This is a genomic window from Arenimonas daejeonensis, from assembly GCF_007993735.1.
Classification (GTDB): Bacteria; Pseudomonadota; Gammaproteobacteria; order Xanthomonadales; family Xanthomonadaceae; genus Arenimonas; species Arenimonas daejeonensis.
Window position 1 is genome coordinate 2,051,798 of sequence record NZ_CP042453.1, and the last position, 24,463, is coordinate 2,076,260.

The window sequence follows — 24,463 nt, forward strand, 5'->3', positions numbered from 1 at the left end:
CAGGTCCGCTGTGTATGATGGAAACCGCAGATTCACACTGGTTCGTTCACCTCCAAGGGGAAGTTCGATGAAACTCAGGATGTCTGCCTTGCTGCTTGCCATGATGGCCGCCGGTTGCGGCCGCGAAGATGCCGCCGACACCGCCACCGCGCCCGACGCGGCGCCGGCCGAGACCGCCAAGGTCCTCAACGTCTACAACTGGTCCGACTACATCGCCGAGGACACCATCGCGAACTTCGAGAAGGAGACCGGCATCAAGGTCACCTACGACGTGTTCGATTCCAACGAGGTGCTGGAAGCCAAGCTAATGGCCGGCAACACCGGCTACGACCTCGTGGTGCCGTCGCTGACCTTCCTCTCGCGGCAGATCCAGGCCGGCGTGTTCCTGCCGCTGGACAAGTCCCGCTTGCAGAACTACGGCAACCTGGATCCGGCCTTCATGGCCCTGCTGGCCCAGAACGACACCGACAACACGCACTCCATTCCTTATCTCTGGGGCACCACCGGCATCGGCTACAACGTCGAGAAGGTGAAGGAAGCCCTGGGCGAGGATGCGCCGACCGACAGCTGGGCCCTGGTGCTTGAACCGGAGAACCTGGCCAAGCTCAAGGGCTGCGGCGTGGCCTTCCTCGACACGCCGTCCGAGATCATCCCGCCGGTGCTGCGCTACCTGGGCGAAGAACCCAACAGCTTCGACGAGGCGGTGATCCAGAAGGCCGTGGACCGCCTGACGGAGCTGCGTCCCAGCATCACCTACTTCCACTCCTCGCAGTACATCAACGACCTGGCCAACGGCGACATCTGCGTGGCGGTGGGCTGGTCGGGCGACATCATCCAGGCGCAGGCCCGCGCCGCCGAAGCGGCCGAGGCCAATCCGGACAAGCCCGGCGTCGAGATCAGCTACGTCATCCCGAAGGAAGGCGCGCCGATGTGGTTCGACATGCTGGCGATCCCGAAGGACGCGCAGAACATCGACAACGCCTACGTGTTCCTGGACTACCTGATGCGCCCCGAGGTGATGGCAGGCATCCAGAACTACGTCGCCTATGCCAGCGCCAACCAGGCGGCATTGCCGATGGTGGACCAGGCGATCCTGGACGACCCGGGCATCTACCCGACCGAAGAAGCGAAGAAGGGCCTGTTCACGCTGGCCGTGCTGCCGCCGGAAGTGGACCGCCTGTTCACCCGGCACTGGACCACACTCAAGACCGGGCAGTAAGACCGCACCCAGGGGCGGGCCTGCGGGCCCGCCCTTCACGCAACGGGACATCACGATGGCAGCAGTGGCCAATGGCGCGTCCGCGGGCACGCCGAAGAATGAAAAGCTTGGCGCGGACAACTACCTGCGCATCGAGGTGGTACGCAAGGAATTCGACGGTTTCGTGGCGGTGGACGACGTCAGCCTGTCCATCCGCAAGGGTGAGATCTTCGCCCTGCTGGGCGCCTCGGGCTGCGGCAAGTCCACCCTGCTGCGGGTGCTGGCGGGTTTCGAGAAGCCGACCAAGGGCAGGGTGGTGCTGGACGGCCAGGACATCACCGACCTGCCACCCTACGAGCGGCCGATCAACATGATGTTCCAGTCCTACGCGCTGTTCCCGCACATGACCGTCGAGCAGAACATCGCCTTCGGCCTGAAGCAGGACGGCATGCCGAAGGCGCAGATCGCCGCCCGGGTGACCGAGATGCTGGCCCTGGTGCAGATGGAGAAGTTCGCCAAGCGCCGGCCGCACCAGCTCTCCGGCGGCCAGCAGCAGCGCGTGGCGCTGGCGCGGTCGCTGGCCAAGAGCCCGAAGCTGCTGCTGCTGGACGAACCGATGGGTGCGCTGGACAAGAAGCTGCGCTCGCAGATGCAGCTGGAGCTGGTGAACATCGTCGAACGCCTGGGCGTGACCTGCGTGATGGTGACCCACGACCAGGAAGAGGCCATGACCATGGCGCACCGCATCGCGGTCATGGATTCGGGCTGGATCCGCCAGGTCGCCACGCCGGACGAGATCTATGAACAGCCCAACTGCCGCTTCACCGCCGAGTTCATCGGTTCGGTGAACCTGATCGAAGGCAAGATCAAGGACGACGAGAAGGACTTCATCACCATCGCCAGCCCGGCGCTGGACTGCCTGGCCTACGTCGGCCACGGCGTGACCGGCTTCGAGGGCCAGGACGTGGCGCTGGCGCTGCGGCCGGAGAAGATCGCGGTCAGCAAGGACGAACCCACGCAGCCGCACAACAAGGTGCGCGGCACCATCGAGGAGATCGCCTATTTCGGCAGCCACTCGGTGTTCCATGTGCGCCTGGCCGGCGGTACCAAGATCCTGGCCAACATGATCAACAGCCAGCGCTGGGCCAGCGAGAAGTTCACCTGGAACGACAACGTCTGGCTGAGCTGGGACGACCAGGCCGGCGTGGTGCTGACTTCGTGAAGAAACTGGCTGCCCCCTCCGCAAGCGCCTGCCCGGCCCACGCTGGCTGGTGATCGCGGTGCCCTACCTGTGGATGCTGCTGTTCTTCGCCATTCCGTTCGCGATCGCGCTCAAGATCAGCTTCTCGTCCGCTGCGATCGCCATGCCGCCGTACACCGACCTGGTCAGCTGGGCAGGCGACAAGCTGCAGCTGAGCATCAACACCGGCAATTACCTGTTCCTGCTGCGCGACAGCCTGTACGTCAACGCCTACCTGAGCTCGCTCAAGATCGCGGTGGTGTCGACCTTCCTGTGCCTGCTGGTGGGGTATCCCATCGCCTACGCCATCGCCCGGATGTCGCCGGCGAACCGCAACATCGCCCTGATGCTGGTGATCCTGCCGTCCTGGACCTCGTTCCTGATCCGCATCTACGCCTGGGTCGGCATCCTCAAGAACAACGGCCTGCTCAACAATTTCCTGATGGGCCTGGGCCTGATCGACCAGCCGCTGCAGATCCTGCACACGCCCATCGCGGTCTACATCGGCATCGTCTACGCCTACCTGCCGTTCATGGTGCTGCCGCTGTATTCGAACCTGGTCAAGCACGACCACCGCCTGCTCGAGGCCGCCAACGACCTGGGCGCGCGGCCGTGGAAGTCCTTCCTCACCATTACGCTGCCGCTCTCCAAGGCCGGCATCATCGCCGGCGCCATGCTGGTGGCGATCCCGGTGGTGGGCGAGTTCGTGATCCCGGAAATGCTCGGCGGCGCCGACACGCTGATGATCGGCCGGGTGCTGTGGCAGGAGTTCTTCAACAACCGCGACTGGCCGGTGGCCTCGGCGGTGGCGATCGTGATGCTGGTGCTGCTGATCGTGCCGATCATGATCTTCCACCGCTACCAGTCGAAGGAAATGGAGTCGAGACTGTCATGAGCGCCGGCCGTGGCAATTCCGGGTTCACCAAGGCCATGCTGGTGCTGGGCTTCGTGTTCCTCTATGCGCCCATCCTCAGCCTGATGGTGTATTCGTTCAACGAATCGCGGCTGGTGACGGTGTGGTCGGGTTTTTCGGTGAAGTGGTACGGCGAGCTGTTCCGCGACCAGCAGATGATGTCGGCGGCCTGGGTCAGCATCCAGGTGGCGTTCTGGACCGCCTGCGCCTCGGTGGTGCTGGGCACGATGGCGGCGATGATCATGACCCGCTTCCGCAACTTCCCCGGCAAGACCGTGTTCGGCGGCCTGATCACCGCGCCGCTGGTGATGCCCGAGGTGATCACCGGCCTGTCCATCCTGCTGCTGTTCGTGTCGCTGGGGCCGGTGATCGGCATCGGCGAACAGCGCGGCATGCTGACCATCTGGATCGCCCACGTCACCTTCTGCATGGCCTTCGTCACCGTGGTGATCAGTTCGCGGCTGGGCGAACTGGACCGTTCGCTGGAAGAGGCGGCGATGGACCTGGGCGCCAACCGCCTGAAGGTGTTTTTCGTGATCACGCTGCCGATCATCGCGCCGGCCCTGATCTCGGGCTGGCTGCTGGCCTTCACCCTGTCGCTGGACGACCTGGTGATCGCCAGCTTCGTCTCGGGCCCGTCATCGACCACGCTGCCGATGAAGGTGTTCTCCTCGGTGCGGTTGGGCGTGAGCCCGAAGATCAATGCGCTGGCCACCCTGATGATCCTGGCGGTGTCGATCGCCGCCCTGGTCGGCTGGTGGGTGATGACCCGCGAGGACAAGAAACGCCAGCGCGACATGCAGATGGCGTTGCAGAAGGGCTGAAACCATGACCATCGAAAACCGCGACCCTGGACCGGCGAAGTGCGCCGGCATGAAAACATCGATGAGGCCGGCATTGAACGTCTGCTCGCCGCCGCCGATACCGCTTTCCCGGCCTGGGCCGGCCTGGCGCTGGCCGAACGTGGCGCAAGCCTGCACCGCATCGCCGCGGTGATGCGCGCACGTCGCGAATGGCTGGCCGGCCTGATGACCGCGGAGATGGGCAAGCTGCGGCGCGAGGCGCTGGGCGAGATCGAGAAATCCGCCGCGGCCTGCGAGTACTACGCGGACCATGCGGCTGACTACCTCGAGGACCAGCCGGTCCGGACCGAGGCCTCGAAAAGTTACGTGCGCTACGAACCCATTGGATGCGTGCTGGCCGTGATGCCCTGGAATTTCCCGCTGTGGCAGGTGTTCCGCTTCCTGGCGCCGGCGCTGATGGCGGGCAATGTCGCGGTGCTCAAGCACGCCACCAATGTGCCCAGGTGCGCCGACGCCATCGCCGAGGTGCTGGCCGAGGCGGGCGTGCCGGTGGGCGTGTTCGCCGTGCTGCATGTTGACAACGAACAGACGGCTGCCATCATCGGCGACCCGCGCATCAAGGCCGTGACCCTGACCGGCAGCGAGCGGGCCGGGCGTTCGATCGCGGCCACCGCCGGCAAACACCTGAAGAAATGCGTGCTGGAGCTCGGCGGCAGCGATCCGTTCGTGGTGCTCGATGATGCCGACCTGGACCGCGTGGTGCCGATGGCCGTGCTGTCGCGCTTCGGCAATGCCGGCCAGACCTGCATCGCCGCCAAACGTTTCATCGTGGTCGAGGCGATCGCCGATGCCTTCGTCGAAAAGTTCGTCGCGGCCACTGGAAAGCTCAGTACCGGCGACCCGAATGCCGAAGGCACCGGCCTGGCGCCGATGGCCCGCGGCGACCTGCGCGACCAGCTGCACCAACAGGTCCAGGCCAGCCTGGCCCTGGGCGCGAAGCCGCTGGTGGGCTGCGAACCGGGGCAGGGCGAGACCGTGTATCCGGCCTCCATCCTCGACGGCGTGAAGCCGGGCATGCCGGCCTATCACGAAGAACTGTTCGGTCCCGTCGCCAGCGTGATCCGGGTGAAGGACGAGGCCGAGGCCATTCGTGTCGCCAACGACACCGCCTTCGGCCTGGGTGCCAGCGTCTGGACCGCCGACAAGGCCCGCGGCGACGCCGTCGCACGCCGGATCGCCGCCGGCGCCTGTTTCGTCAACGCCATCGTGCGCAGCGACGTGCGCCTGCCGTTCGGCGGCACCAAGACCTCGGGCTTCGGCCGGGAGCTGGCCGAACACGGCATCCACGAGTTCATGAACATCAAGACCGTCTATGTGGACTGAGTACCGCGACGACAGGCGCTAGACTCGCGGTACCGATCCGATCCGATCCGATCCGCCCAGTCCGGGGAGACACCAATGCAAAACACCTGCCTGCAGCGCTTTTCCTATTGTTTGCTGGCCCTGGCGCTGGTTGCCGCCACGCCGGCCGCGTTCGCCCAGCAGGGCTCGCCCGAAGAGCGTGCGCGGGTCCTGGCCCAGCTCGACGCCGCCGCCGCCGCGGTGCAGGCGGCGGGCACCGCCCTGGAAAGCAGCCGCGGCAAACTGGCGGCCGCCCGCAACCATCTGGAGGCCGCCGACAAGGCCCGGCTGGACGCCGAGAAGCAGCTCAAGGCCACCGAGGCCGGTGCCGCCCGGGGCCGCCTGACGCGTGCCCAGGTGGATGCCGACCGCGCCCTCGCCGGGAAGGCGAACGCGGCCGTGGAGGCCGTCCGCGCCGAGATCGCGGCGGTGGAGGCCGAGCTCGCCGGCAACCAGGCCCGCCTGGCGGCCGCAAACTCCGCCGTGGAAGCCGCTTCCGCCAGCGCCGCCGCTTACCTGGGCGACACGCCGGCGCAGTGACTCGACGGGATGCTTGAAGCGTCACGCTTTGCGCCCCATCCAATGGGTTCCCGATTGCGAGGCCCGCCATGCATACCTGGAAGGAAGTGACCCATCGTGCCCAGCGCGGCAACCCCGCGCCCGACCGCCGGGTCGAGAAGACCGAAGCGCAGTGGCTTGAGCTGCTGACGCCCGACCAGTTCCGCGTCACCCGCCTGGCCGGCACCGAACGCGCCTTCAGTTCCGAAATGTGCGGGCTGTTCGAGCCCGGCATCTACCAGTGCGCCTGTTGCGGCACGCGGCTGTTCGACGCCAGCCACAAGTTCGAGTCGCACAGCGGCTGGCCGTCCTTCACCCAGCCGCTGCAGGACAACGTCGTGGACTACCACAATGACGGCAGCCACGGCATGGTCCGCATCGAGGCCACCTGCGCCACCTGCGATGCGCACCTGGGCCACGTCTTCCCCGACGGCCCGGCGCCGACCGGCCTGCGTTACTGCATCAACGCGCTGGCGCTGGAAAAAGCCGTGGACTGAACCGGCTCAGGGTTGCCCGGAGGTGAACCACTGCTCGGCCTTGCGGAAGTGCAGTTTCGCCTTGGGCCCGCCCAGGCCAACGCCCATCGACAGCGGGCCCCACTGCGCCAGCAGTGCACCCTTTTTGCGCTTGCCCTCGAGCTGCAGGCGGGCGTCCACCTTGAAGCGGTTGTTCTGGGCGTGCACGTCATCGAGGCGCAGGTGGTTGCCCTTGACCTGGAAGCGCCCGTGCGCCTCGACTTTGCCGGCGTCCACCAGGCGCAGCATCCACGCCGGGTAGTCGCTCATGTGCGCGTAGATGGCCAGCAGCAGGCTCAGGTCGCTCATGCCGATGCGGCCGTTGCCGTCGATTTCCAGCGGCGTGCCGATCTTCGCGTGCGCCCGGTCGACGTTGAAGACCATGCTCCAGCCCTGCACCGGCTTGCCGCCGGGCGCGTCGAAATCAACGTCGTGCAGGCTGACCCGGGTGCCGGTGATGTCCAGCGTGTGCTGCTCGAGATCGGCATCGCGCAGGGTCGTCGCGATGTCCACGGCGCCTTTCAGGCGCATGTCCGAGATCGCCACCGTGGCGCTGCGGGAATGCAGTTTCAGGCTGCCCTGGGCCTTGGGCTGGTCCGCTTCCAGTTCGACCGACAGGCTCAGTGCCGCATTGCCGCCCTCGAAGCTGACGGCGCCGGGCGGCAGGTAGCGGTTGATGGCGCGCAGGTCCGGGATGGCGGCTTCCGACATGTGGAAGGCCAGGCCAGGGGCTTCGTTCAGCGCCGTGGCCTGTTTGCCGGCGACCAGGTCGAGCTGCGCATCGGCGTCACGCAGCAGCTCTTCGCCGTCGGGTCCGCGCAGCACGACCGCCTGCAGCGCGATGCGGTGTCGCGGTGCCTCGCCCTCGGCCTCGATACGGTCCGGCGAACCGTTCACCTCCGCCTCGACCGAATGCCCCAGCGCGGCCATGCGCAACGTCGCGTCCTCGAAGCGCAGGCTGCTCTTGTCGGCCAGGTAGCGCCCGTGCTCGAAGTGCAGGGAGGTCTGCATCCAGCCTTCACCCTCCATCGTCAGGCCCTTCATGCGCGCCAGCAGCGGGCGCAGCAGGGCCAGCGAGCGGAAGCGCACCGTGGCATCGACGTGACCGGTGGCGTCGGCCGCCAGGAAGTTGGGGATCGTCCCGAAATCCGGATGGTCTGATTTCGCCTCGGCGCTGGTGTACAGCCGCGGCAGCGACACGCGGGCCGAGATCGTGGTCGCGCGGGTCTTGCCGGGCGGCAGGTCGATCGCGACCAGCATGCGATCGGCCTCGATGTTGAGGTCGGCGGTCAGTTCGCGCGTCTGGTCGATACCTTCGGCCTGCACATGCACGGGCTGGCGCAGCTTCAGCCCGGTCGAGGGCTCCAGCCGGCCCGAGACCATCGCCACGCGGCCGGTGAGGCTGCCTGCCGGCGGTTTCTCGGCGGCCATCTGCAGGCCGCCTTCGAACAATTCCAGCGAGGGCAGGGCGCCGTCGACCAGGACGTCCAGGCTGACCGCGCCGATCTTCTGCATCGTCGACATCTTCGACGGGACCATCGGCGCCAGGGTCATCGTGCCGGCGATGCGGCCGCCGGACATCACGCGCCTGCCGTCCCAGTGCATCGCCAGCGAACCCCAGTCCACCTGCGAACGCGGAATCTCGAAGGCGCCACCGGACAGCGTCTTGCTCAGGTCGATCTGTGCGGTCGCCAGGCCGGTGATGTGCAGCTTGGGTCCCAGCTGCACCGACCAGACATCCTCGGCCTGTGCATCGGCCAGCACCACGCTCCAGGGCCGCTCACGCGGCTGCGGCGGCGGCAGTTCCACCTGGCCTTCGCGCAATGCGACGGCCAGGCCCGAGGCGCGCAGCCCGACCAGGCGGATCTCCTTGCGCAGCAGCGCCCAGGGCACGAACCAGACCGAGGCATGCCGGGCCATGATCGCGAAGGCCTGGCGCCGCGAATGTCCCCGGTAGGTGACGCCCCAGGCGTGCACATGGCCCGGCACGATCGAAAGCGCGAAGGACCACAACACCTGTGCACGCACCGGTTTGCGGTTGATCCAGTTGTCGATCAGCGGCTGGTTGAGCAGCACGGTGCTGATCACCAGCCATCCGCCCCAGGCCATCAGGACGCGTCGCAGCCACAGGCGGGTCCTGGCCGACTCCAGGAAAGCGGGCAACGGGATTCGACGCATTGCGGACTCCGGAACGTGGGGCCTGGCGTGTTTCCGTCGTGGGTCGCGATCGTGTCGCGGCCCGGGTCCAGCTTAGCGGGAGCGTGCCTTGCGTGCGCGGGGTTTTTCGGGGGCGGATTCGGCGGATTGTGACTGGGCGGCGGTCTGGGCGATGGTTTCCTCGCCGTGCAGTGTCATCAGCGATTCCATCAGCTGGTCGTCGGCGCTGGAACACACGCCCAGCAGCACCGCTTCGTCGCAGCCCTCGGCGGCGAGATAGGCATGGCCCATGTTCGAGTCGATGTAGAGCGACTCGCCGGCGGACAGGACGATGGTGTCGTAGAACTCGGTGTGCACCTCCACCTTGCCCTCGAGCACGTGGATGTATTCCTCGCCCGGGTGGTGCACCAGTTCGCCGAACTCGGCCAGGCTCTTGGCGCGCACCTTGGTCAGCACCGGGATCATGCGTTTGCGGCGCAGTTCCGGGCACATGTAGTAGTAGTCGTAGTTGGGCGTGTTGACCCGGATCGCGTCGCTGATGCGGCCGATGCTGCGGCGGGCGGTGACCGCGGGTTCGTTGCCGCCGTCCTGTTCGGCGAACATCTCGGACATGCGGATGTTCAGCCGCTGGCTCAGCTGCAGCAACTTGTCGTAGGTCAGGGTCAGGCGGTCGTGTTCCACCTTCGAAAGCGTGGACAGCGGGATGCCGCAGCGTTCGCTCATTTCCTTGAGCGTCCAGCCGTTGCGCGCCCGCAGGGATTTCAACAGGCTGCCGATGGTGCGGTGCGGCGATTTCATGCGATCGGGGCTCCTTGGGGTCGGCGCCGCCCGGGTCGGCGCCTTGGTTGCTGCCGGCATCATCGCCGGTCCGGCGGATTTGGGGAACTCGGGCCTGCCCGGGGAGGCATTACCTGCGGCGGTTGACAATTCTCTAATCAGGATCATTATTGCGGAAAAGGATAATCCGGTGGGGCGGCATCAGGTGCCGGATCCGGAGTCCGTTCCGAACGATTCGCCCAATGGGAGAGATTTTGATGCGTCTGTTTTCAGTCCTGGCAGGTCTGCTGAGCGTGGTCCTCGCCTTGCCCGTGGTGGCTCAGGAGGTTGTGCCCGTGGCCGAAGCCACGACCACGGAGCCGGCGGCACCCGAAACCACCGCGGAAGCCACGCCGGTTTCTACCTCTCCCGGGCTGACCGCGCCGGACCTGGAAGCCTGGATGGACGGCTATCTGCCGTACGCCCTGAAGCGCGGCGACATCGCCGGCGCCGTCGTCGTGGTCGTCAAGGACGGGCAGGTGCTGCTGCAGAAGGGTTACGGCTACGCCGACCTCGAGGCGCGCACCCCGGTCGATCCGGAAACGACGCTGTTCCGCCCGGGCTCGGTCTCGAAGCTGTTCACCTGGACCGCCGTGATGCAGCTGGTGGAGCAGGGCAAGCTCGACCTCGACGCCGACGTCAACACCTACCTCGACTTCGAAATCCCGGCGCGCGACGGCCAGCCGGTCACGCTGCGCAACATCATGACCCACACCACCGGCATGGAGGAGCAGATCCGCGGCCTGATCACCGACAAGCCCGAAGAGATCGTCCCGCTGGGCGAGGCGCTGAAGTACTGGGTGCCCGAGCGCATCTTCGCGCCGGGCGGCACGCCGGCGTACTCCAACTACGCCACCGCGCTGGCCGGCTACATCGTCGAGCGCGTGTCCGGCCAGTCGTTCGACGACTACCTCGACCAGCACATCTTCGCGCCTCTGGACATGCAGCACGCCAGCTTCCGCCAGCCGCTGGAGCCGGAACTGCTGGCCCTGATGTCCAAGGGTTACGCCACCGCCTCCGACGGCAAGGCCAAGGACTACGAGTTCATCAGCCTCGCGCCGGCCGGCAGCCTGGCCGCCAGCGGCGGCGACATGGCGAAGTTCATGATCGCCCACCTGCAGGACGGCGCCGGCCTGCTGAAGCCGGAGACGGCGGAGCAGATGCACGGCACCGGCCAGGCCTCGGTCGGTCCGCTGAACCGGATGATGCTGGGCTTCTACGAGACTACGACCAACGGCCACCGCGCCATCGCCCACGGCGGCGACACGCAGTGGTTCCACAGCGACCTGCAACTGTTCCCGGACGACGGCATCGGCATCTTCATTTCGGTGAACAGCTCGGGCAAGGAAGGCGCGCCCGGCAAGATCCGCGGCTACCTCACGCAGGCCATCGCCGACCGCTACCTGCCGGGTCCGTCTGCGGGCGGCACGGATGAGGCGGTCGACGAGGCCACCGCCAAAGCGCATGCACAGGCGATGGCCGGCAACTACGAAAGCAGCCGCCGCCCGGACAGCAACTTCATGTCCATCGTGAACCTGCTCGGCCAGGTCCAGGTGGTCGCCAACGAGGACGGCACCATCAGCGTGCCGATGCTCACCAACCACGGCGGTGCCCCGCGCAAGTGGCGCGAGATCAGCCCGTGGCTGTGGCAGGACGTCGACGGCGGCGAGCGCCTGGCCGCGGACGTGGTGGACGGCCAGGTCGTGCGTTTCAGCGCCGAGCCCCTGGCGGCGATCATGGTGTTCGAGCGTCTGCCGTGGTGGAAGTCGTCGGCGCTGCTGCTGCCGCTGCTGGGGCTGAGCCTGTTCGTGCTGCTGGCGACCGTGGTGGCCTGGCCGGTGTCGGCGCTGGTGCGTCGCCATTACGGTGTGCCCTACAAGCTCGGCGGCGCCGATGCCCGCGCCCACCGGCGGATCCGCTGGACCGCGCTGGCGGTGTCGGCCACCGTGCTCGGCAGCTTCGGGCTGGTGATCACGATGATGAGCGACCTGAACCTGCTCAGCCCGGCCAGCGACCTCTACGTGAACCTGATGCGTCTGGTCGCCACGGTCGTGCTGCCGCTGGGCGCGCTGCTGGCGCTGGCGAATGCCTGGCACGTGCTGCGTGCCGTCGTCGCCTGTCGGCGAAGGTCTGGGCGGTGGCGATCGCGCTGTCCTGCCTGTTCCTGCTGTGGATCGGCATCCAGGCGCACCTGCTGGGCTACGGCGCCTACTACTGACCCGTTGCTGGTTTCCCGAATGGTCCGCGGCCACGCGCCGCGGGCCTCTTTTCCCGAGGTCACCCCGTGAGCTTTTCCGTACCTGTGCAGCTTGAGCTGCACAACGAGCCGCTGCCTCTTTCGTCGCCCTTCCGGATTTCCGGCCACGTCTTCACCGACATGCCGGCCACGATCGTGACGCTGCGCCACGACGGCCATGTCGGTCGCGGCGAGGCCGCCGGCGTCTACTACCTGCAGGACGCACCACCCACCATGCTGGCGACGCTCGAAGGCCTGCGTGCACGCATCGAGGCCGGCATCGACCGCCAGGCGCTGCGCACGCTGCTGCCGCCGGGCGGCGCCCGCAATGCCCTGGACCTGGCCTTGTGGGACCTGGAAGCACAATGCACCGGCATCCCGGCCTGGCGGATCGCCGGACTGCCCGCGCCGCAGCCGCTGGTCACCACCTTCACCGTCGGCGCCGACGCGCCGGCGACGATGGCCGACCGCGCCGCCGCCTACACCGACGCGATCGCCCTCAAGCTCAAGCTCACCGGCGAAGTCGACCTCGACATCGAGCGGGTGGCGGCCGTGCGCGCCCGCTGCCCGGATGCGTGGCTGGGCGTCGACGCCAACCAGGGTTACGACGCGGCGACGCTGCCGCGCCTGCTGCCGGCCCTGCTCGCCGCCCGCGTCGCGCTGCTCGAGCAGCCCTGCCGCCGCGGGCATGAGGAAGACCTTGATGGCATCGCGCATGTGCTGCCGTTCGCCGCCGACGAGAGCATCCTCTCGCTGGAGGAGCTCGAAGCCAGGCACCAGCGCTTCGATGTCATCAACATCAAGCTCGACAAGTGCGGCGGCCTCACCGAGGGCCTGCTGATGGCGCGGCGCGCGCGTGCGCTGGGCAAGAAGGTGATGGTCGGCAACATGGCCGGCACCAGCCTGGCGATGGCGCCGGCGTTCGTGCTCGGCCAGCTCTGCGACATCGTCGATCTCGACGGGCCGACCTTCCTGGTCGCCGACCGCGAGCCGAGCGTGCGTTACTCCGGCGGCTGCATCGATATCCCGTCCGGCCTCTGGGGCCGGCTCGGATGAGCACTTCCGGCGTCGCGCGGACCGAATCGTCCTGGCTCGGGCAGCCGCCCGGGCTGACGATCCTGTTCCTGACCCAGATGTGGGAGACCTTCTCCTACTACGGCATGCGCGTGCTGCTGGTCTATTACATGACCAAGCAGTTGCTGATGGGCCAGCAGCAGGCGTCGCTGGTCTACGGCGTCTATACCGCGATGGTGTACTTCACGCCGATCGTCGGTGGCGTCATCTCCGACCGCTGGCTGGGACGGCGGCGTGCGGTGGTGATCGGCGGCGTGGTGATGGCGCTGGGGCATTTCCTGATGGCCTCGGAAAGCGCCTTCTATTTCGCCCTGGCGGCGATCGCGCTCGGCAACGGCCTGTTCCTGCCCAGCCTGCCCAGCCAGATCGACGCGCTGTACGGCGCCGACGATCCGCGCCGGCGCTCGGCCTACAACTTCTATTACGTCGGCATCAATGTCGGCGGCCTGCTGGCGATGCTGTTCTGCGGCTGGCTGGGTGAAACCTACGGCTGGCACTACGGCTTCGGTGCGGCCGGCCTGGGCATGCTCGCCGGCTTGATCATCTACCTGCTCGGCGGCCGCCACCTGCCGCCCGAGCCGCCCCGAATGGCCGCGGTCGCGTCGGCCGCGCCGGTCGCCTACGACCTGCGCCAGCGGGTGCTGGTGCTGCTGGCGATCGGGCTTTGCGTGGTGCTGTTCCGCGCCGCCTACGAGCAGACCGGCAACACCATCGCGCTGTGGGCCGATGCGCGGGTCGATCGCGCCGCGGGCGCGTTCACGATTCCCTTCGGCTGGTTCATCGCCCTGAATCCGGCGGTGGTGATCCTGCTCACGCCGCTGCTGGTCGCGCACTGGACACGACAGGCCCGGGCCGGGCGCGACCTGTCGTCGGCGCGGAAGATGTCGCTGGGGGCCTTCGGGCTGGCGGCCTGTTTCCTCTTGCTGGCCGCCGTCGACGGGGCTGCGGGGGCAGGGCAGGTGCCTGGGCCTGGCTGGCGATCTTCTTCTGCCTGCTGACCGCCGCCGAGCTGTTCATCCTGCCGACCGGGCTGGGCCTGTTCGCGCGCATGGCGCCGGCCGGCTACGGCGCGACGACCATCGCCGCCTGGTTCTTCGCGGCCTTCGGCGGAAACCTGCTGGCGGGCGTGCTCGGCACCCTGTGGAGCGAGGTCGGGCCGACGCCTTTCTTCGCGTTGATGGCCGGCGTCGCCGGGCTGGCTTCGCTCCTGCTCTGGCTGCTGGACCGGCCGGCGAAACGGCTCGAGTCGAACCCGGCGGAAGCGGACCCGGCGGCCGCCGGGCAGTGATGTTGCCCTGCGGATTGACAATTCTCTGATTAGGACGATTATGTCCGCTAAGGGATAAAGGAGTCGGAATGGCGCCAGGCACACCAGATTCGAGTCGGCGGACCTTGCTGCAGGCCACGATGGCCGCCGCGGTCGCTGCCGCGCTGCCCTGGCCGCTGCGGGCGCTGGCCGCCAGCCAGGCGCCGGCGGACCGGGCGAAGTACTCGTCGCGCGCCGTTTCACTGGTCGAGCGCGCGCTGGTGATCGACATGCTGGCCCCGCTCAAGATCGACTTCTCGCCCGAGGCCTACGCCGACCGCCTGGGCCCGGAACAGCTGGCGATGTTCCGCGCCAGCGGCATCACCGGTTTCCACAGCGCCATGGGCATCGAAGGGCCTGAGGCGCATGCACAGGCGCTGGCCTATCTGGCCGCCTGGCAGGGCTTCGTCGGCCGCCACTCGGAGGCCTTCTGCCTGGTGGGCACCGCGGCCGACCTCGACCGCGCCAAGGCACAGGGCAAGGCGGCGGTGATCATGGGCGTGCAGAACGCCGAACACTTCCGCACCGTCGACGACGTCAAGACCTTCCACCAGCTGGGCCAGCGCTGCGCGCAGCTGACCTACAACCGCCAGACCCTGGTCGGCAGCGGCGCCACCGACCGCATCGACGGCGGCGTCAGCGACTACGGCGCACAGATCATCAAGGCGATGAACGCCGTCGGCATGCTGGTGGACGTCTCGCACTGCGGCGACCGCACGACGCTCGACGCGATCGAGATTTCGGCCGGGCCGATCGCCATCACCCATTCCAACTGCCGCGCGCTCAACAACCACCCGCGCCTGAAGACCGACGAGGCCATCCGCAAGCTCGCCGCCAGGGGTGGGGTGATGGGCATCACCGGCGTGCGCAACTTCGTGCGCGACCGCGAGCCGACGAACGTGGACCACATGGTCGACCACATCGACCACGTGGCGAAGCTGGTGGGCATCGAACACGTCGGTATCGGCTCGGATGCCGACCTCAACGGTTACGACGACATGCCGGCCGACCAGCTGAAGCTGCTGCGCGGCATGTACAAGTCCAGCTACGCCTTCCGCGACAAGCTCGACACCGACGGCTTCGACCACCCGAAGAAGATCTACGACCTGACCGACGCGCTGATCCGCCGCGGCTATTCCGACAGCGACATCGAACTCGTGCTGGGCGGCAATTTCCGCAGGCTGCTCGGCGGCATCTGGACTTGAAATCCGAAAACACGCACCGACCGAATCAAAAGGGGAGAGGGGTTATGAACATGCATCGGAACAAGCAGCAGGCGACGGGTCGCCGCACCGTACCCGCCATGAAGCGCCACCCGCTTTCGGCGGTCATCATAGGCACGCTGGCCCTGTTCGCGGCCGGCACCGGCCTGGCCCAGGAAACGGAAACCGCGGCCCCGACGGCTGAACAGTCCGAAGCGGTCACGCTGGACGAGGTCATCGTCACCGCGAACAAGCGCTCCGAGAACATCCGCAAGGTCGCGTCGGCCATCACGGTCATCGGCGGCGACCAGCTGGAGAACACGCACGCGACCCAGCTTTCCGACTATGCCGACTACATCCCGGGTTTCCAGGTGACCAGCAACGGCTCGCCGGGCAAGACCCAGGTCTCGATGCGCGGCATCGCGCCGCTGTCCTCCGGTTCGACCGTGGGCACCTACATCGACGAAACCCCGGTCGGCTCCAGCGGCATCTACCAGGCCGCGACCATCCTGGCGCTTGACCTGCTGCCCTATGACATCGATCGCGTCGAAGTGCTGCGTGGCCCCCAGGGCACGCTCTACGGCGCCGGCTCGATGGGCGGCCTGCTGAAGTACGTGACGCGCGAACCGGACCTGCAGGAGACCGAGTTCCGGGTCGGTGGCGGCATTTCCAATGTCGAAGGCGGTGACGGCATCGGCCACAACGTGCGCTTCGGCGCCAACCTGCCGATGATCGAGAACCGCCTGGGCATGCGCCTGAGCTACGCCCGCAACGACCTGCCGGGTTACATCGACAACTCGGTGGACGGCCGCGAAGACATCAACAATGCCACCCAGACCAGCGCCCGCGCCGCGGTGCTGTGGCGCGGCGACAGCATGGACGCGCAGTTCACCGTGCTGCGCCAGACCATCGAAAGCGACAACAACGCCACGATGGCGCTCGATCCCGTCACCGGCGAGCCCCTGACCGGCGACCTGGAGAACCAGGTCTTCGTCGATTCTCCCTTCACCAAGCAGATCAACTACTACGCGGCCACTTTCGACTGGGACCTGGGCTGGGCCGATTTCACCTCGGCGACCGGCTACTCGGATACCACTACCGCCAACTCCACCGATTCCACCATCGCCTACGGCGAAGTGGCCAACCTGCTGCTGGGCCTGCCGGAACCGGGCAGCTCCTACTTCCTCAACGAGCTGGCGCTGACCAAGTTCACCTGGGAGTTCCGCCTGACTTCCAAGGCCGGCGGCACCTTCGAGTGGATGCTGGGCGGTTTCTATTCCAACGAAGACGGTGACAACAGCCAGCTGGTGACCCTCAACCAGCTCGACGGCAGCCCGCTGCCGCCGCCCTACGACAGCATCGCCGGCACCCTGGCCTACCTGGAACTGCCGACTTCGTTCGAAGAGATCGCGGTCTTCGCCAACGGCACCTGGGCCTTCACCGACCGCTTCAAGATCGGCGCCGGCGTGCGTTATTCCGAGAACCGCCAGGACTTCAGCCAGAACGTCACCGAAGGCATCCTGCTGCCGATCCAGAACTCGCCCAACAGCTCCAAGGAAGACGTGTTCACCTGGAGCCTGACGCCGCAGTTCCAGTTCAACGACGACATGCTTCTGTACGGCAAGGTCGCCACCGGCTACCAGCCCGGCGGCCCGAACGTGCTGCTGCCCGGCATCCCGCCGCAGGTGGATTCGTCCATGCTGACCAGCTACGAGATCGGCCTGAAGTCGCAGTTCGCCGATGGCCGTCTGATCCTCGACCTGGCCGCCTTCCGCATCGACTGGGAAGACATCCAGGTCATCACCTCCTTCGCCGGCAACAACGGCCTGGTCAACGGCGGCGAAGCCACCAGCCAGGGCCTGGAGCTGGCCACCCAGTTCCGCGCCACCGAGAACCTGACCCTGGGCTTCAACGGCGCCTACACCGATGCCGACGTCGCCGAGGATTTCCCGACCGTCTACATCCCGTCCGGCCCCTACATCGTCGAGCTCAACACCGGCCTTGGCGGCGACAAGCTGCCCTACGTGCCGGAGCTGCAGTGGTCGGCCACCTGGACTACGCCTTCATGGTCGGCAACTGGGAAGGCCACGTCGGTGGCGGTTTCCGATGGGTGGACGACCGCGTGGCGGGCACGACCGAGCGCCAGGTGGTGACCGACCCGTCGACCGCGCCGCCTACGGTGCTGGTGGAAGCGGTGACGCCGCCTCTGGCGCTGGACAGCTATCACTCGCTGGACCTGTACGCGAGCCTGGCCAACGCCAACTGGACCTTCCGCGCCTACATGAAGAACGCGACCGACGAACGCGCGTATTCCTTCATCGGCTCCAACAGCAGTGCGCTGACCGGCGCCACGGTCAGCCTGGGTGCGTCGCCGATCCTGCCGCGCACCATGGGCTTCGAGGTCGACTACCGCTTCTGATCGCGCCGTCGCCGCATCGGGCCGCGTGGAGGACGAATGTCCTCCGCGCGGGCTCCCGGTGCCCGTGCTCCCCCAACCGGCCAACACCATGCCCAAGCCACACCTGATTTCCCGGGAAGGGGTCGAACCCCTGCCGCAGCCCTACCTGCTGTTCCTGGGTGACACCACCGAACGTGGTTACGCAAAAACCGCCTTCGGCCTGCGCGACTGGGCGCGTGAGCGCTGCGTCGCGGAATATTTCATCGAAGGCGCCACGGTCAGCACCGGCCTGCCTTTCCTCACGCCGCGCTCGGCCTACGAAAGCGGCGCACGCGCCATGGTGATCGGCGTCGCCAACTCGGGCGGCGTGATTTCCGACAGTTGGGTCCCGGCCCTGGTCGAAGCGCTTGAAGCCGGCTTGGACATCATCAGCGGCATGCACGCGCGACTGGAGGACATCCCGGTGCTCAACGCCGCCGCCCGCCGGCTGGGCCGGCGACTGATCGACGTGCGGCGTCCGCCCGCCGGCATCCCGGTCGGCAGCGGCCGCAAGCGCAGCGGCCGGCGCCTGCTTACCGTGGGTACCGATTGCGCGCTCGGCAAGAAGTACACGGCGCTGGCGCTGGCGAATGCTTTCACCGCGCACGGGCTGGCGGCCGATTTCCGCGCCACCGGTCAGACCGGCATCCTGATCGCCGGCAGCGGCATCCCGATGGATGCGGTGGTTTCGGACTTCGCCGCCGGCGCCGCCGAGATCCTGTCGCCCGACGCCGCGCCGGACCACTGGGACGTGATCGAAGGGCAGGGCTCGCTGTTCCATCCGGCGTATGCGGGCGTGTCACTGGCGCTGCTGCACGGCAGCCAGCCGGACGTGGTGGTGGTCTGCCACGAGCCGGGGCGCGAGCGGGTGCTCGGGCATCCCGGGTATCTGCTGCCCAGCATCGAGGACACCATCGCGCTGACCCTGCAGTTGGGCCGGCGCACCAATCCGGCGATGCGCTGCGGTGGCGTCAGCCTGAATACCTCGCGGCTGGATGAAGACAGCGCGCTTCGGTTGTTGGCTTCGGAAAGCCAGCGCCTGGGGCTGGCCGTGGCCGATCCAATCCGCGGCGGCGCCGCCTTCGAGCGGCTGGTGGCAGACTGCCTGGCATGAGCGCGACGCCGACCCGGTTCCAGCGGTTCCTGTTGCCGGGTCTGGCGTTCAAGGCGGTGGTGATCGGTGGCGGGTATGCCACCGGCCGCGAGCTGGCGGAATTCTTCCTGCCCAGCGGGCCACAGGGCGGGGTGATGGCCATCGCGCTGGCGACGCTGATCTGGAGCCTGGTCTGCGCCGTGACCTTCTTGTTCGCGCACGCCACGCGGGCCTATGACTACCGCAGCTTCTTCCACCACTTGCTGGGGCCGTTCTGGGGCGTGTTCGAGTTGTCCTATGTGCTGTTCATGGTGCTGATCCTTGCCGTGTTCGGCGCCGCGGCCGGTTCGATCGTGGCCGCGGCGACGGGATGGCCTGAACTGGTCGGAACCCTGCTGCTGATGGTGTGCATCGGCGCATTCACGGCGTTCGGGAACCAGTCGGTCGAGCGCCTTTTCAAGTGGGCGTCCTTCCTGCTCTATGGCGTCTACGTCGTGTTCTTCGTGCTGGTGATGACCTCGTTCGGCCGCGAGATCGCCGCCGGATTCTCGCAGGCGGTGCCGACCGACGGCTGGGCGCTGGGTGGCCTGACCTACGCGGGCTACAACATCGTCGGTGCGGTGGTGATCCTGCCGGTGGCGCGGCACTTCCTCGGGCGGCGCGACGCCGTGGTGGCGGGCGTGATCGCCGGGCCGCTGACCATGCTGCCGGCGCTGCTGTTCTTCGTGTGCATGGTCGCCTGGTATCCGCAGATAGCCGCCGAGACCCTGCCTTCGGATTTCATCCTGAAGCAGTTGAACCTGCCGCTGTTCCACCTGCTGTTCCAGCTGATGATCTTCTCGGCGCTGCTTGAGAGCGGCGTTGGTGCCGTGCACGCCATCAACGAACGATTTTCAGTGGTCTGGCAGGCGCGTCGCGGCCAGGGTTTTCCCGTGTCCATGCGCTTGGTGGTAGCCGCCGTGTTGCTGGTGGGTTCGATCTTCATTGCCGAACGTTTTGGTCTGGTGGCCCTGATCGCCCACGGTTACCGCGGCCTGGCCTGGCTGTTCCTCATCGTCTACGTGCTGCCGCTGCTGACCTACGGCGCCTGGCGCCTGTGGCGCAAACCCTTTCCCGTCGCGGCCGAAAGCCGCTGACACCCTGACCTGGAGATGATCATGTCCCGATCCCATGGAGCCCTGCGTCTGGGCACCCTCGCGTTGGCCCTGTCGTTCGCTGGCCTGGTTTTCGCCGCGCCACCGGCCGACCTCGATGCCCGCGTCAATGAATTGATCGCGAAATACGGCGTGCCCGGCATGGCCGTGGCCATCGTTGAAGACGGCAAGACCGTGCACGCCAAGGGTTACGGCGTGCGCCGCCTGGGTTCGAACGACACGGTGGACGCCGACACCATCTTCCCGACCGGCTCCACCGGCAAGGCCATCACCGCCGCCGCGTTGGCCGTGCTGGTGGACGAGGGCAAGATCGGCTGGGACGACCCGGTGATCGACCACATGCCGGACTTCCGCATGTACGACGCCTGGGTGACGCGCGAGATCACCATCCGCGACCTGCTGGTGCACCGCAGCGGTCTGGGTCTGGGTGCGGGCGACCTGCTGTTCATTCCGCGCACGTCGCGCACCCGCGCCGAGGTCGTGCACGCGCTGCGCCAGATCAAGCCGGCGACCAGCTTCCGCAATGGTTATGCCTACGACAACATCCTGTACGTCGTCGCCGGGCAATTGATCGAGGAAGTGAGCGGGCAGAGTTGGGAAGTGTTCGTGCGCGATCGCGTGCTCAAGCCCGCGGGCATGCTGAACAGCACGACTGAAGAATCCGCGCGTTTCAGCACCACCAACCGCGTGCAGCCGCATGCGCGCCTGGACGGCCCCTTCCGCGGCGTCGGCAACCAGTCCGTGCTGAACGAGCGCGAAGGCCTCGGCAGCACGGCCGCGCCTGCTGGCGGCGTGTCCTCCAGCGCCAACGACATGGCGCGCTGGCTCAGCATTCAACTCGAGCGTGGGCTGCTGCCGGGCGAACCCGAGGACGGCAAGCGCCTGTTCAGCGCCGAGGCCTCGCGCCAGATGTGGCTGCCGCAGGTGAACCTGCCGATCTCGCCGGCTCCGGGTGCGCTGGCGCCGACCACGCCGAACTTCTCCAGCTACGCGCTGGGCTGGAACGTGCGCGATTACCGCGGGGCCAAGCTGCTTGAACACGGCGGTGCGGTATTCGGCGTACAGGCCCTGGTCGTGATGATCCCGGAGAAGAACATCGGCATCTCGCTGCACATCAATTCCGAGGACGGCGAGGTCCTGCGCGGCCTGCAGTTCGAGCTGCTGGACCATTACCTCGGCGGCGGGAAGCGCGACTGGGCGGCGGACTATTCGGCCTTCAAGAAGAAGCGCGCCGAGGGCGCGATCGCGCTGCTGGCCGGCGACCAGGCCCGCACGAAGGGCACGAAACCGTCGCTGGCGCCGGCCGGTTACGCCGGTGCCTATGCCGATTCGTGGTACGGCCCGATCGCCATCACCGCCGACAAGGGCGTCCTGCGCATCGACTTCCAGCAGACCCCGAACATGGCCGGCACGCTGGAACACTGGCACTACGACACCTTCATCACCCGCTGGGACGACAAGACCTGGAACCGGCGCTGGTCACGTTCGCGCTGGATGCGGATGGCAAGGTCGAACGCATCACGGCAAAGGCCGCTTCGCCGCTGGCGGATTTCAGCTACGACTACCACGACCTGCTGTTCACGCCGGTTCCGGCGAAGAAGTAGGCGCCACAAACAACAAAGCGCCACAAACAACAACGCCACCCGAAGGTGGCGTTGTTGTTGTTTGGTGGAGGTGGGGGAGTTGAACCCCGTCCGAGAGCACTCCATCTCCGGCACTACATGCTTAGCTCGTTGTTGATTCTCGTACGACGGCAACACAACGTGCGAGGCACACCGTCGTCCACACCCGCTAAGTTCACTTCCGGTTGGCGGGTCGCCGCCGGAAGCTGTTCCGTGATAATGACCCTACATCCACGAGCACGGGCACAAGTGGGTTCGGGGCTTACGCCTTAAGCGGCGAGAGCGTAGTTGTCGTCGTTGGCAACTAAAGTTTGCGGCTGGATTAACGAGGAAAGCTGCCCCCTCGGCATGCACCAGTCGACTTCGCAACCCCCGTCGAAGCCAGGACACCCCCGGAAACGCGGAAATCGTTGGATCAACCGACGGGGGAAGTATGGGGTGGAGGGCGGCGGTCACAAGCGCGGCGGTGAAAGGTGTTCAGGCGAGAGTGGTGCCCCCACCCCGGCCCTCCCCGCAAGCGGGGGAGGGAGAAGTGGGGTATCAGGCGTTTTTGTTGTGGCGGCGCATGGTGCGCTCTTTCTCGCGCGCCCAGTCGCGGTCCTTGCTGGCCTGGCGTTTGTCGTGGCTCTGCTTGCCCTTGGCCAGGGCGATCTCGAGCTTGACCTTGTTGCCCTTCCAGTACACGGCGGTGGGGATCAGGGTGTAGCCGTCGCGTTCGACCTTGCCGACCAGCTTGTCGATCTCGTGCCGGTGCATCAGCAGCTTGCGCGTGCGGCGGTCGTCGGCCACCACGTGGGTGGAGGCCTGGCTGAGCGGGGTGATCTGGGCGCCGAACAGGAAGATCTCGCCGGATTTCACCAGCGCGTAGGCGTCGCCCATGTTCATGCGGCCGGCGCGGATGGACTTGAGCTCCCAGCCCTGCAGGGCGATGCCCGCTTCGTAGCGGGTCTCGAGGCTGTAGTCGTGGCGCGCGCTGCGGTTCAGGGCGATGGTCTTGTTGGCCGCCTTGTCCTTGCCGCTTCCGGTATTCTTGGCGTCGTTCTTCTTGGACATGTTCCTTCCTTGGCGGGCATTGTCGCCCATCGCGGGCCGGCTGGGGGAGGGCAGGCAGACAGGGGCCCGATGACGAGCATCCACCGACACGCGCTGGTCCGGCATTCGGCCCTGCGCATGTACAGCCTGGTCAACGACGTCGCCGGTTATCCGGCGCGTTTTTCCTGGTGCGAGGACTCCGCCGTGATCGAGCAGTCCGACACCCACATGCTGGCCCGGCTGGACCTCACCTTCGCCGGCCTGCGCACCAGCTTCACCACCCGCAACACGCTGACGGCCCCGACCCGGATCCAGCTGGAACTGGTGGAAGGGCCGTTCCGCAAACTCACCGGCCTGTGGACCTTCCACAGCCTGGCCGAAGACGCCTGCAAGGTCGGGCTGACGATGGATTTCGACGTGGCCGGCAAGCTGCTGGGCTCGGCCCTGGCGATCGGTTTCCAGGGCCTGGCCGACCGCATGGTGGACGACTTCTGCCGCGAGGCGGACCGGGCCTGAGCATGGCCACGATGCTGCGCATCGAAGTGGTCTATGCGCTGCCCGCGCGCTGCTGGAGCGTGCGGGTGGAACTGCCGGAAGGAGCGACGGTGGCCGGGGCGCTGGCCGCGGCGGCGATGGAAAGCCGCGTGCCGGGACTGCAGGTGGACGTGGCGCGGCTGGCCGTCTTCGGCCGCAGCGTCACGCCGGACAGTGGACTGCACGATGGCGACCGCATCGAGATCCTGCGGCCGCTGCTGGCGGATCCGAAACAGGCGCGCCGGAAGCGCGCCGAGGACGCGGCGAAACTCAGCCGTCGCTGACGGGACGCTGGCGCGGCGGCTTGTCCTTGTCGCGGGCCAGGTTGCCGAAGCGGCGCATTTCCGCGGCCAGGGCCTTGTCGGCCTCGGGGAAATATTCACCTTCCCAACGCGTCAGGCTGTTGCCCTCGAACCACAGGGTCAGGTTCTTGACCTCGGTATCGCCGGTGCGGCGACGTTCGGTGGCCACGTAATCCCAGCGGTCCATGTGGAACGGATCGGCCAGCGGCGGCGAACCCAGCAGGCTGAACACCTGCTGGCGGGTCATGCCTGCCTGGAGCTGCTCGACGTTCTTGGTTTCCAGCAGGTTGCCTGGAACACGGGCTGGCGGTAGATGATGCCGCAGCCGGTCATCAGGAGGGCCAGCAGGAGGAGCGTGAAAGCCTTGCGCATTGCATGATGATCCGGATCGGCGACGGGCCGATGATACACTAAGGCCCGCGGCCGCCAGCCGGCCGAACGGACCGTATTCAGGAGAGATCATGGAATCGCAGGACCTGCGCAAGGCCGGCCTCAAGGTCACGCATCCCCGCGTTCGCATCCTCGACGTGCTGGAGTCCTCCAGCCCGCGTCACCTGACCGCCGAGGACATCTACCGGCACCTGATGGACAAGGGCGACGACATCGGCCTTGCCACCGTTTACCGCGTGCTGACCCAGTTCGAAGCCGCCGGGCTCGTGCTCAAGCACAACTTCGAGGGCGGCCAGGCGGTGTACGAACTGGACCGCGGCGTGCACCACGACCACATGGTGGACGTGGAGACGGGCAAGGTGGTCGAGTTCACCAGCCCCGAGATCGAACGCCTGCAGACCGAGATCGCCGCCAAACACGGCTACGTGATCGAAGAGCACTCGCTGGTGCTCTACGTGCGCCCGAAAAAGAAGAAGTAAC

Annotated in this window: 22 protein-coding genes, 1 other RNA gene and 2 pseudogenes; 20 read left to right on the plus strand and 5 right to left on the minus strand. The window is 67.1% G+C overall.

The features are described from left to right. Positions 1-67 precede the first annotated feature (67 nt). From FRZ33_RS09945 to msrB, 7 genes are all read left to right on the plus strand, one after another. A complete protein-coding gene (locus FRZ33_RS09945; RefSeq protein WP_146909394.1) occupies positions 68-1,219 on the plus strand; it encodes an extracellular solute-binding protein in 1,152 nt (383 codons plus the stop codon). 55 nt (positions 1,220-1,274) lie between these two features. Next, a complete protein-coding gene (locus FRZ33_RS09950; RefSeq protein WP_146909396.1) occupies positions 1,275-2,420 on the plus strand; it encodes an ABC transporter ATP-binding protein in 1,146 nt (381 codons plus the stop codon). 28 nt (positions 2,421-2,448) lie between these two features. Next, entirely contained in the window at positions 2,449-3,333 is an 885-nt protein-coding gene (locus FRZ33_RS09955; RefSeq protein WP_322619043.1) for an ABC transporter permease subunit, read from the plus strand. Beyond that, on the plus strand, positions 3,330-4,175 hold the full coding sequence (locus FRZ33_RS09960; protein WP_146909398.1) for an ABC transporter permease subunit: 846 nt from the start codon (positions 3,330-3,332) through the stop codon (positions 4,173-4,175). Before FRZ33_RS09955 ends, FRZ33_RS09960 begins: the two co-directional genes overlap by 4 nt. Before the next feature lie 39 nt (positions 4,176-4,214). Next, the gene (locus tag FRZ33_RS09965; RefSeq protein WP_146909400.1) at positions 4,215-5,537 is read left to right on the plus strand and encodes an NAD-dependent succinate-semialdehyde dehydrogenase; all 1,323 of its coding nucleotides are present in this window, start codon (positions 4,215-4,217) and stop codon (positions 5,535-5,537) included. Between the two features lie 75 nt (positions 5,538-5,612). Continuing rightward, positions 5,613-6,095, plus strand: a complete 483-nt coding sequence (locus tag FRZ33_RS09970; RefSeq protein WP_146909402.1) for a hypothetical protein — start codon at positions 5,613-5,615, stop codon at positions 6,093-6,095. 68 nt (positions 6,096-6,163) lie between these two features. Next, the gene (gene msrB, locus FRZ33_RS09975; protein ID WP_146909404.1) at positions 6,164-6,610 is read left to right on the plus strand and encodes a peptide-methionine (R)-S-oxide reductase MsrB; all 447 of its coding nucleotides are present in this window, start codon (positions 6,164-6,166) and stop codon (positions 6,608-6,610) included. A gap of 6 nt (positions 6,611-6,616) precedes the next feature. Here the strand turns inward: msrB and FRZ33_RS09980 are convergent, their stop codons facing one another. Beyond that, a complete protein-coding gene (locus FRZ33_RS09980) occupies positions 6,617-8,806 on the minus strand; it encodes a hypothetical protein (protein WP_146909405.1) in 2,190 nt (729 codons plus the stop codon). A 72-nt stretch (positions 8,807-8,878) separates the two neighbouring features. Further along, the gene (locus FRZ33_RS09985; protein WP_146909407.1) at positions 8,879-9,583 is read right to left on the minus strand and encodes a helix-turn-helix domain-containing protein; all 705 of its coding nucleotides are present in this window, start codon (positions 9,581-9,583) and stop codon (positions 8,879-8,881) included. A 314-nt stretch (positions 9,584-9,897) separates the two neighbouring features. Between FRZ33_RS09985 and FRZ33_RS09990 the strand changes: the two genes are divergently transcribed. The 10 genes and pseudogenes from FRZ33_RS09990 to FRZ33_RS10030 all read left to right on the plus strand — a co-directional run. Further along, the gene (locus FRZ33_RS09990; protein WP_227977767.1) at positions 9,898-11,889 is read left to right on the plus strand and encodes a serine hydrolase domain-containing protein; all 1,992 of its coding nucleotides are present in this window, start codon (positions 9,898-9,900) and stop codon (positions 11,887-11,889) included. Continuing rightward, complete coding sequence (locus FRZ33_RS09995; protein WP_227977768.1) at positions 11,886-12,893, plus strand: dipeptide epimerase; 1,008 nt, start codon at positions 11,886-11,888, stop codon at positions 12,891-12,893. Before FRZ33_RS09990 ends, FRZ33_RS09995 begins: the two co-directional genes overlap by 4 nt. Continuing rightward, the gene (locus FRZ33_RS10000; protein ID WP_227977769.1) at positions 12,890-13,909 is read left to right on the plus strand and encodes a peptide MFS transporter; all 1,020 of its coding nucleotides are present in this window, start codon (positions 12,890-12,892) and stop codon (positions 13,907-13,909) included. Before FRZ33_RS09995 ends, FRZ33_RS10000 begins: the two co-directional genes overlap by 4 nt. Positions 13,910-13,959: 50 nt before the next feature. Further along, positions 13,960-14,199 carry a hypothetical protein gene (locus tag FRZ33_RS16290; protein ID WP_227977771.1) on the plus strand — a complete coding sequence of 80 codons (240 nt, stop codon included), beginning with the start codon at positions 13,960-13,962 and terminating at the stop codon, positions 14,197-14,199. 119 nt (positions 14,200-14,318) lie between these two features. Continuing rightward, a complete protein-coding gene (locus tag FRZ33_RS10005; protein ID WP_227977773.1) occupies positions 14,319-15,422 on the plus strand; it encodes a dipeptidase in 1,104 nt (367 codons plus the stop codon). Between the two features lie 44 nt (positions 15,423-15,466). Next, a complete protein-coding gene (locus FRZ33_RS10010; protein ID WP_146909411.1) occupies positions 15,467-17,572 on the plus strand; it encodes a TonB-dependent receptor domain-containing protein in 2,106 nt (701 codons plus the stop codon). Continuing rightward, entirely contained in the window at positions 17,542-17,838 is a 297-nt protein-coding gene (locus FRZ33_RS17310) for a hypothetical protein (protein WP_322618988.1), read from the plus strand. The genes FRZ33_RS10010 and FRZ33_RS17310 overlap by 31 nt, the downstream gene beginning before the upstream one ends. Before the next feature lie 88 nt (positions 17,839-17,926). Beyond that, complete coding sequence (locus tag FRZ33_RS10020) at positions 17,927-18,970, plus strand: N-acetyltransferase DgcN family protein (protein WP_146909415.1); 1,044 nt, start codon at positions 17,927-17,929, stop codon at positions 18,968-18,970. Continuing rightward, positions 18,967-20,085, plus strand: a complete 1,119-nt coding sequence (locus FRZ33_RS10025; protein WP_146909417.1) for a YkvI family membrane protein — start codon at positions 18,967-18,969, stop codon at positions 20,083-20,085. Before FRZ33_RS10020 ends, FRZ33_RS10025 begins: the two co-directional genes overlap by 4 nt. 159 nt (positions 20,086-20,244) lie before the next feature. Beyond that, positions 20,245-21,516, plus strand: a pseudogene (locus tag FRZ33_RS10030) (serine hydrolase domain-containing protein); the annotation flags it as partial. A gap of 253 nt (positions 21,517-21,769) precedes the next feature. Here the strand turns inward: FRZ33_RS10030 and ssrA are convergent. Next, positions 21,770-22,119: a transfer-messenger RNA gene (ssrA, locus tag FRZ33_RS10035) on the minus strand. Positions 22,120-22,265: 146 nt separating this feature from the next. Next, positions 22,266-22,778, minus strand: a complete 513-nt coding sequence (gene smpB / locus FRZ33_RS10040; protein WP_146909418.1) for an SsrA-binding protein SmpB — start codon at positions 22,776-22,778, stop codon at positions 22,266-22,268. A gap of 69 nt (positions 22,779-22,847) precedes the next feature. On the opposite strand from smpB, the gene FRZ33_RS10045 reads away from it, so the two are divergent. Further along, on the plus strand, positions 22,848-23,273 hold the full coding sequence (locus FRZ33_RS10045) for a type II toxin-antitoxin system RatA family toxin (RefSeq protein WP_146909419.1): 426 nt from the start codon (positions 22,848-22,850) through the stop codon (positions 23,271-23,273). 2 nt (positions 23,274-23,275) lie between these two features. Then, a complete protein-coding gene (locus FRZ33_RS10050) occupies positions 23,276-23,575 on the plus strand; it encodes an RnfH family protein (protein ID WP_227977775.1) in 300 nt (99 codons plus the stop codon). On the opposite strand, the pseudogene FRZ33_RS10055 reads toward FRZ33_RS10050, so the two are convergent. Next, positions 23,562-23,965: pseudogene (locus tag FRZ33_RS10055) on the minus strand (outer membrane protein assembly factor BamE). The gene FRZ33_RS10050 and the pseudogene FRZ33_RS10055 overlap by 14 nt on opposite strands. A gap of 89 nt (positions 23,966-24,054) precedes the next feature. Between FRZ33_RS10055 and fur the strand changes: the two are divergent. After that, positions 24,055-24,462, plus strand: a complete 408-nt coding sequence (gene fur / locus FRZ33_RS10060; RefSeq protein ID WP_146909420.1) for a ferric iron uptake transcriptional regulator — start codon at positions 24,055-24,057, stop codon at positions 24,460-24,462. Position 24,463 lies beyond the last annotated feature (1 nt).

Bases quoted from the DNA above. Each gene is read 5' to 3' on its own strand.
- FRZ33_RS09945 (WP_146909394.1), top strand. From the start codon at position 68: ATGAAACTCAGGATGTCTGCCTTGCTGCTTGCCATGATGGCCGCCGGT.
- FRZ33_RS09950 (WP_146909396.1), top strand. From the start codon at position 1,275: ATGGCAGCAGTGGCCAATGGCGCGTCCGCGGGCACGCCGAAGAATGAA.
- FRZ33_RS09960 (WP_146909398.1), top strand. From the start codon at position 3,330: ATGAGCGCCGGCCGTGGCAATTCCGGGTTCACCAAGGCCATGCTGGTG.
- FRZ33_RS09970 (WP_146909402.1), top strand. From the start codon at position 5,613: ATGCAAAACACCTGCCTGCAGCGCTTTTCCTATTGTTTGCTGGCCCTG.
- msrB (WP_146909404.1), top strand. From the start codon at position 6,164: ATGCATACCTGGAAGGAAGTGACCCATCGTGCCCAGCGCGGCAACCCC.
- FRZ33_RS09980 (WP_146909405.1), bottom strand. From the start codon at position 8,806: ATGCGTCGAATCCCGTTGCCCGCTTTCCTGGAGTCGGCCAGGACCCGC.
- FRZ33_RS09985 (WP_146909407.1), bottom strand. From the start codon at position 9,583: ATGAAATCGCCGCACCGCACCATCGGCAGCCTGTTGAAATCCCTGCGG.
- FRZ33_RS10000 (WP_227977769.1), top strand. From the start codon at position 12,890: ATGAGCACTTCCGGCGTCGCGCGGACCGAATCGTCCTGGCTCGGGCAG.
- FRZ33_RS16290 (WP_227977771.1), top strand. From the start codon at position 13,960: ATGGCGCCGGCCGGCTACGGCGCGACGACCATCGCCGCCTGGTTCTTC.
- FRZ33_RS10005 (WP_227977773.1), top strand. From the start codon at position 14,319: ATGGCCGCCGCGGTCGCTGCCGCGCTGCCCTGGCCGCTGCGGGCGCTG.
- FRZ33_RS10010 (WP_146909411.1), top strand. From the start codon at position 15,467: ATGAACATGCATCGGAACAAGCAGCAGGCGACGGGTCGCCGCACCGTA.
- FRZ33_RS10020 (WP_146909415.1), top strand. From the start codon at position 17,927: ATGCCCAAGCCACACCTGATTTCCCGGGAAGGGGTCGAACCCCTGCCG.
- FRZ33_RS10025 (WP_146909417.1), top strand. From the start codon at position 18,967: ATGAGCGCGACGCCGACCCGGTTCCAGCGGTTCCTGTTGCCGGGTCTG.
- smpB (WP_146909418.1), bottom strand. From the start codon at position 22,778: ATGTCCAAGAAGAACGACGCCAAGAATACCGGAAGCGGCAAGGACAAG.
- FRZ33_RS10045 (WP_146909419.1), top strand. From the start codon at position 22,848: ATGACGAGCATCCACCGACACGCGCTGGTCCGGCATTCGGCCCTGCGC.
- FRZ33_RS10050 (WP_227977775.1), top strand. From the start codon at position 23,276: ATGGCCACGATGCTGCGCATCGAAGTGGTCTATGCGCTGCCCGCGCGC.
- fur (WP_146909420.1), top strand. From the start codon at position 24,055: ATGGAATCGCAGGACCTGCGCAAGGCCGGCCTCAAGGTCACGCATCCC.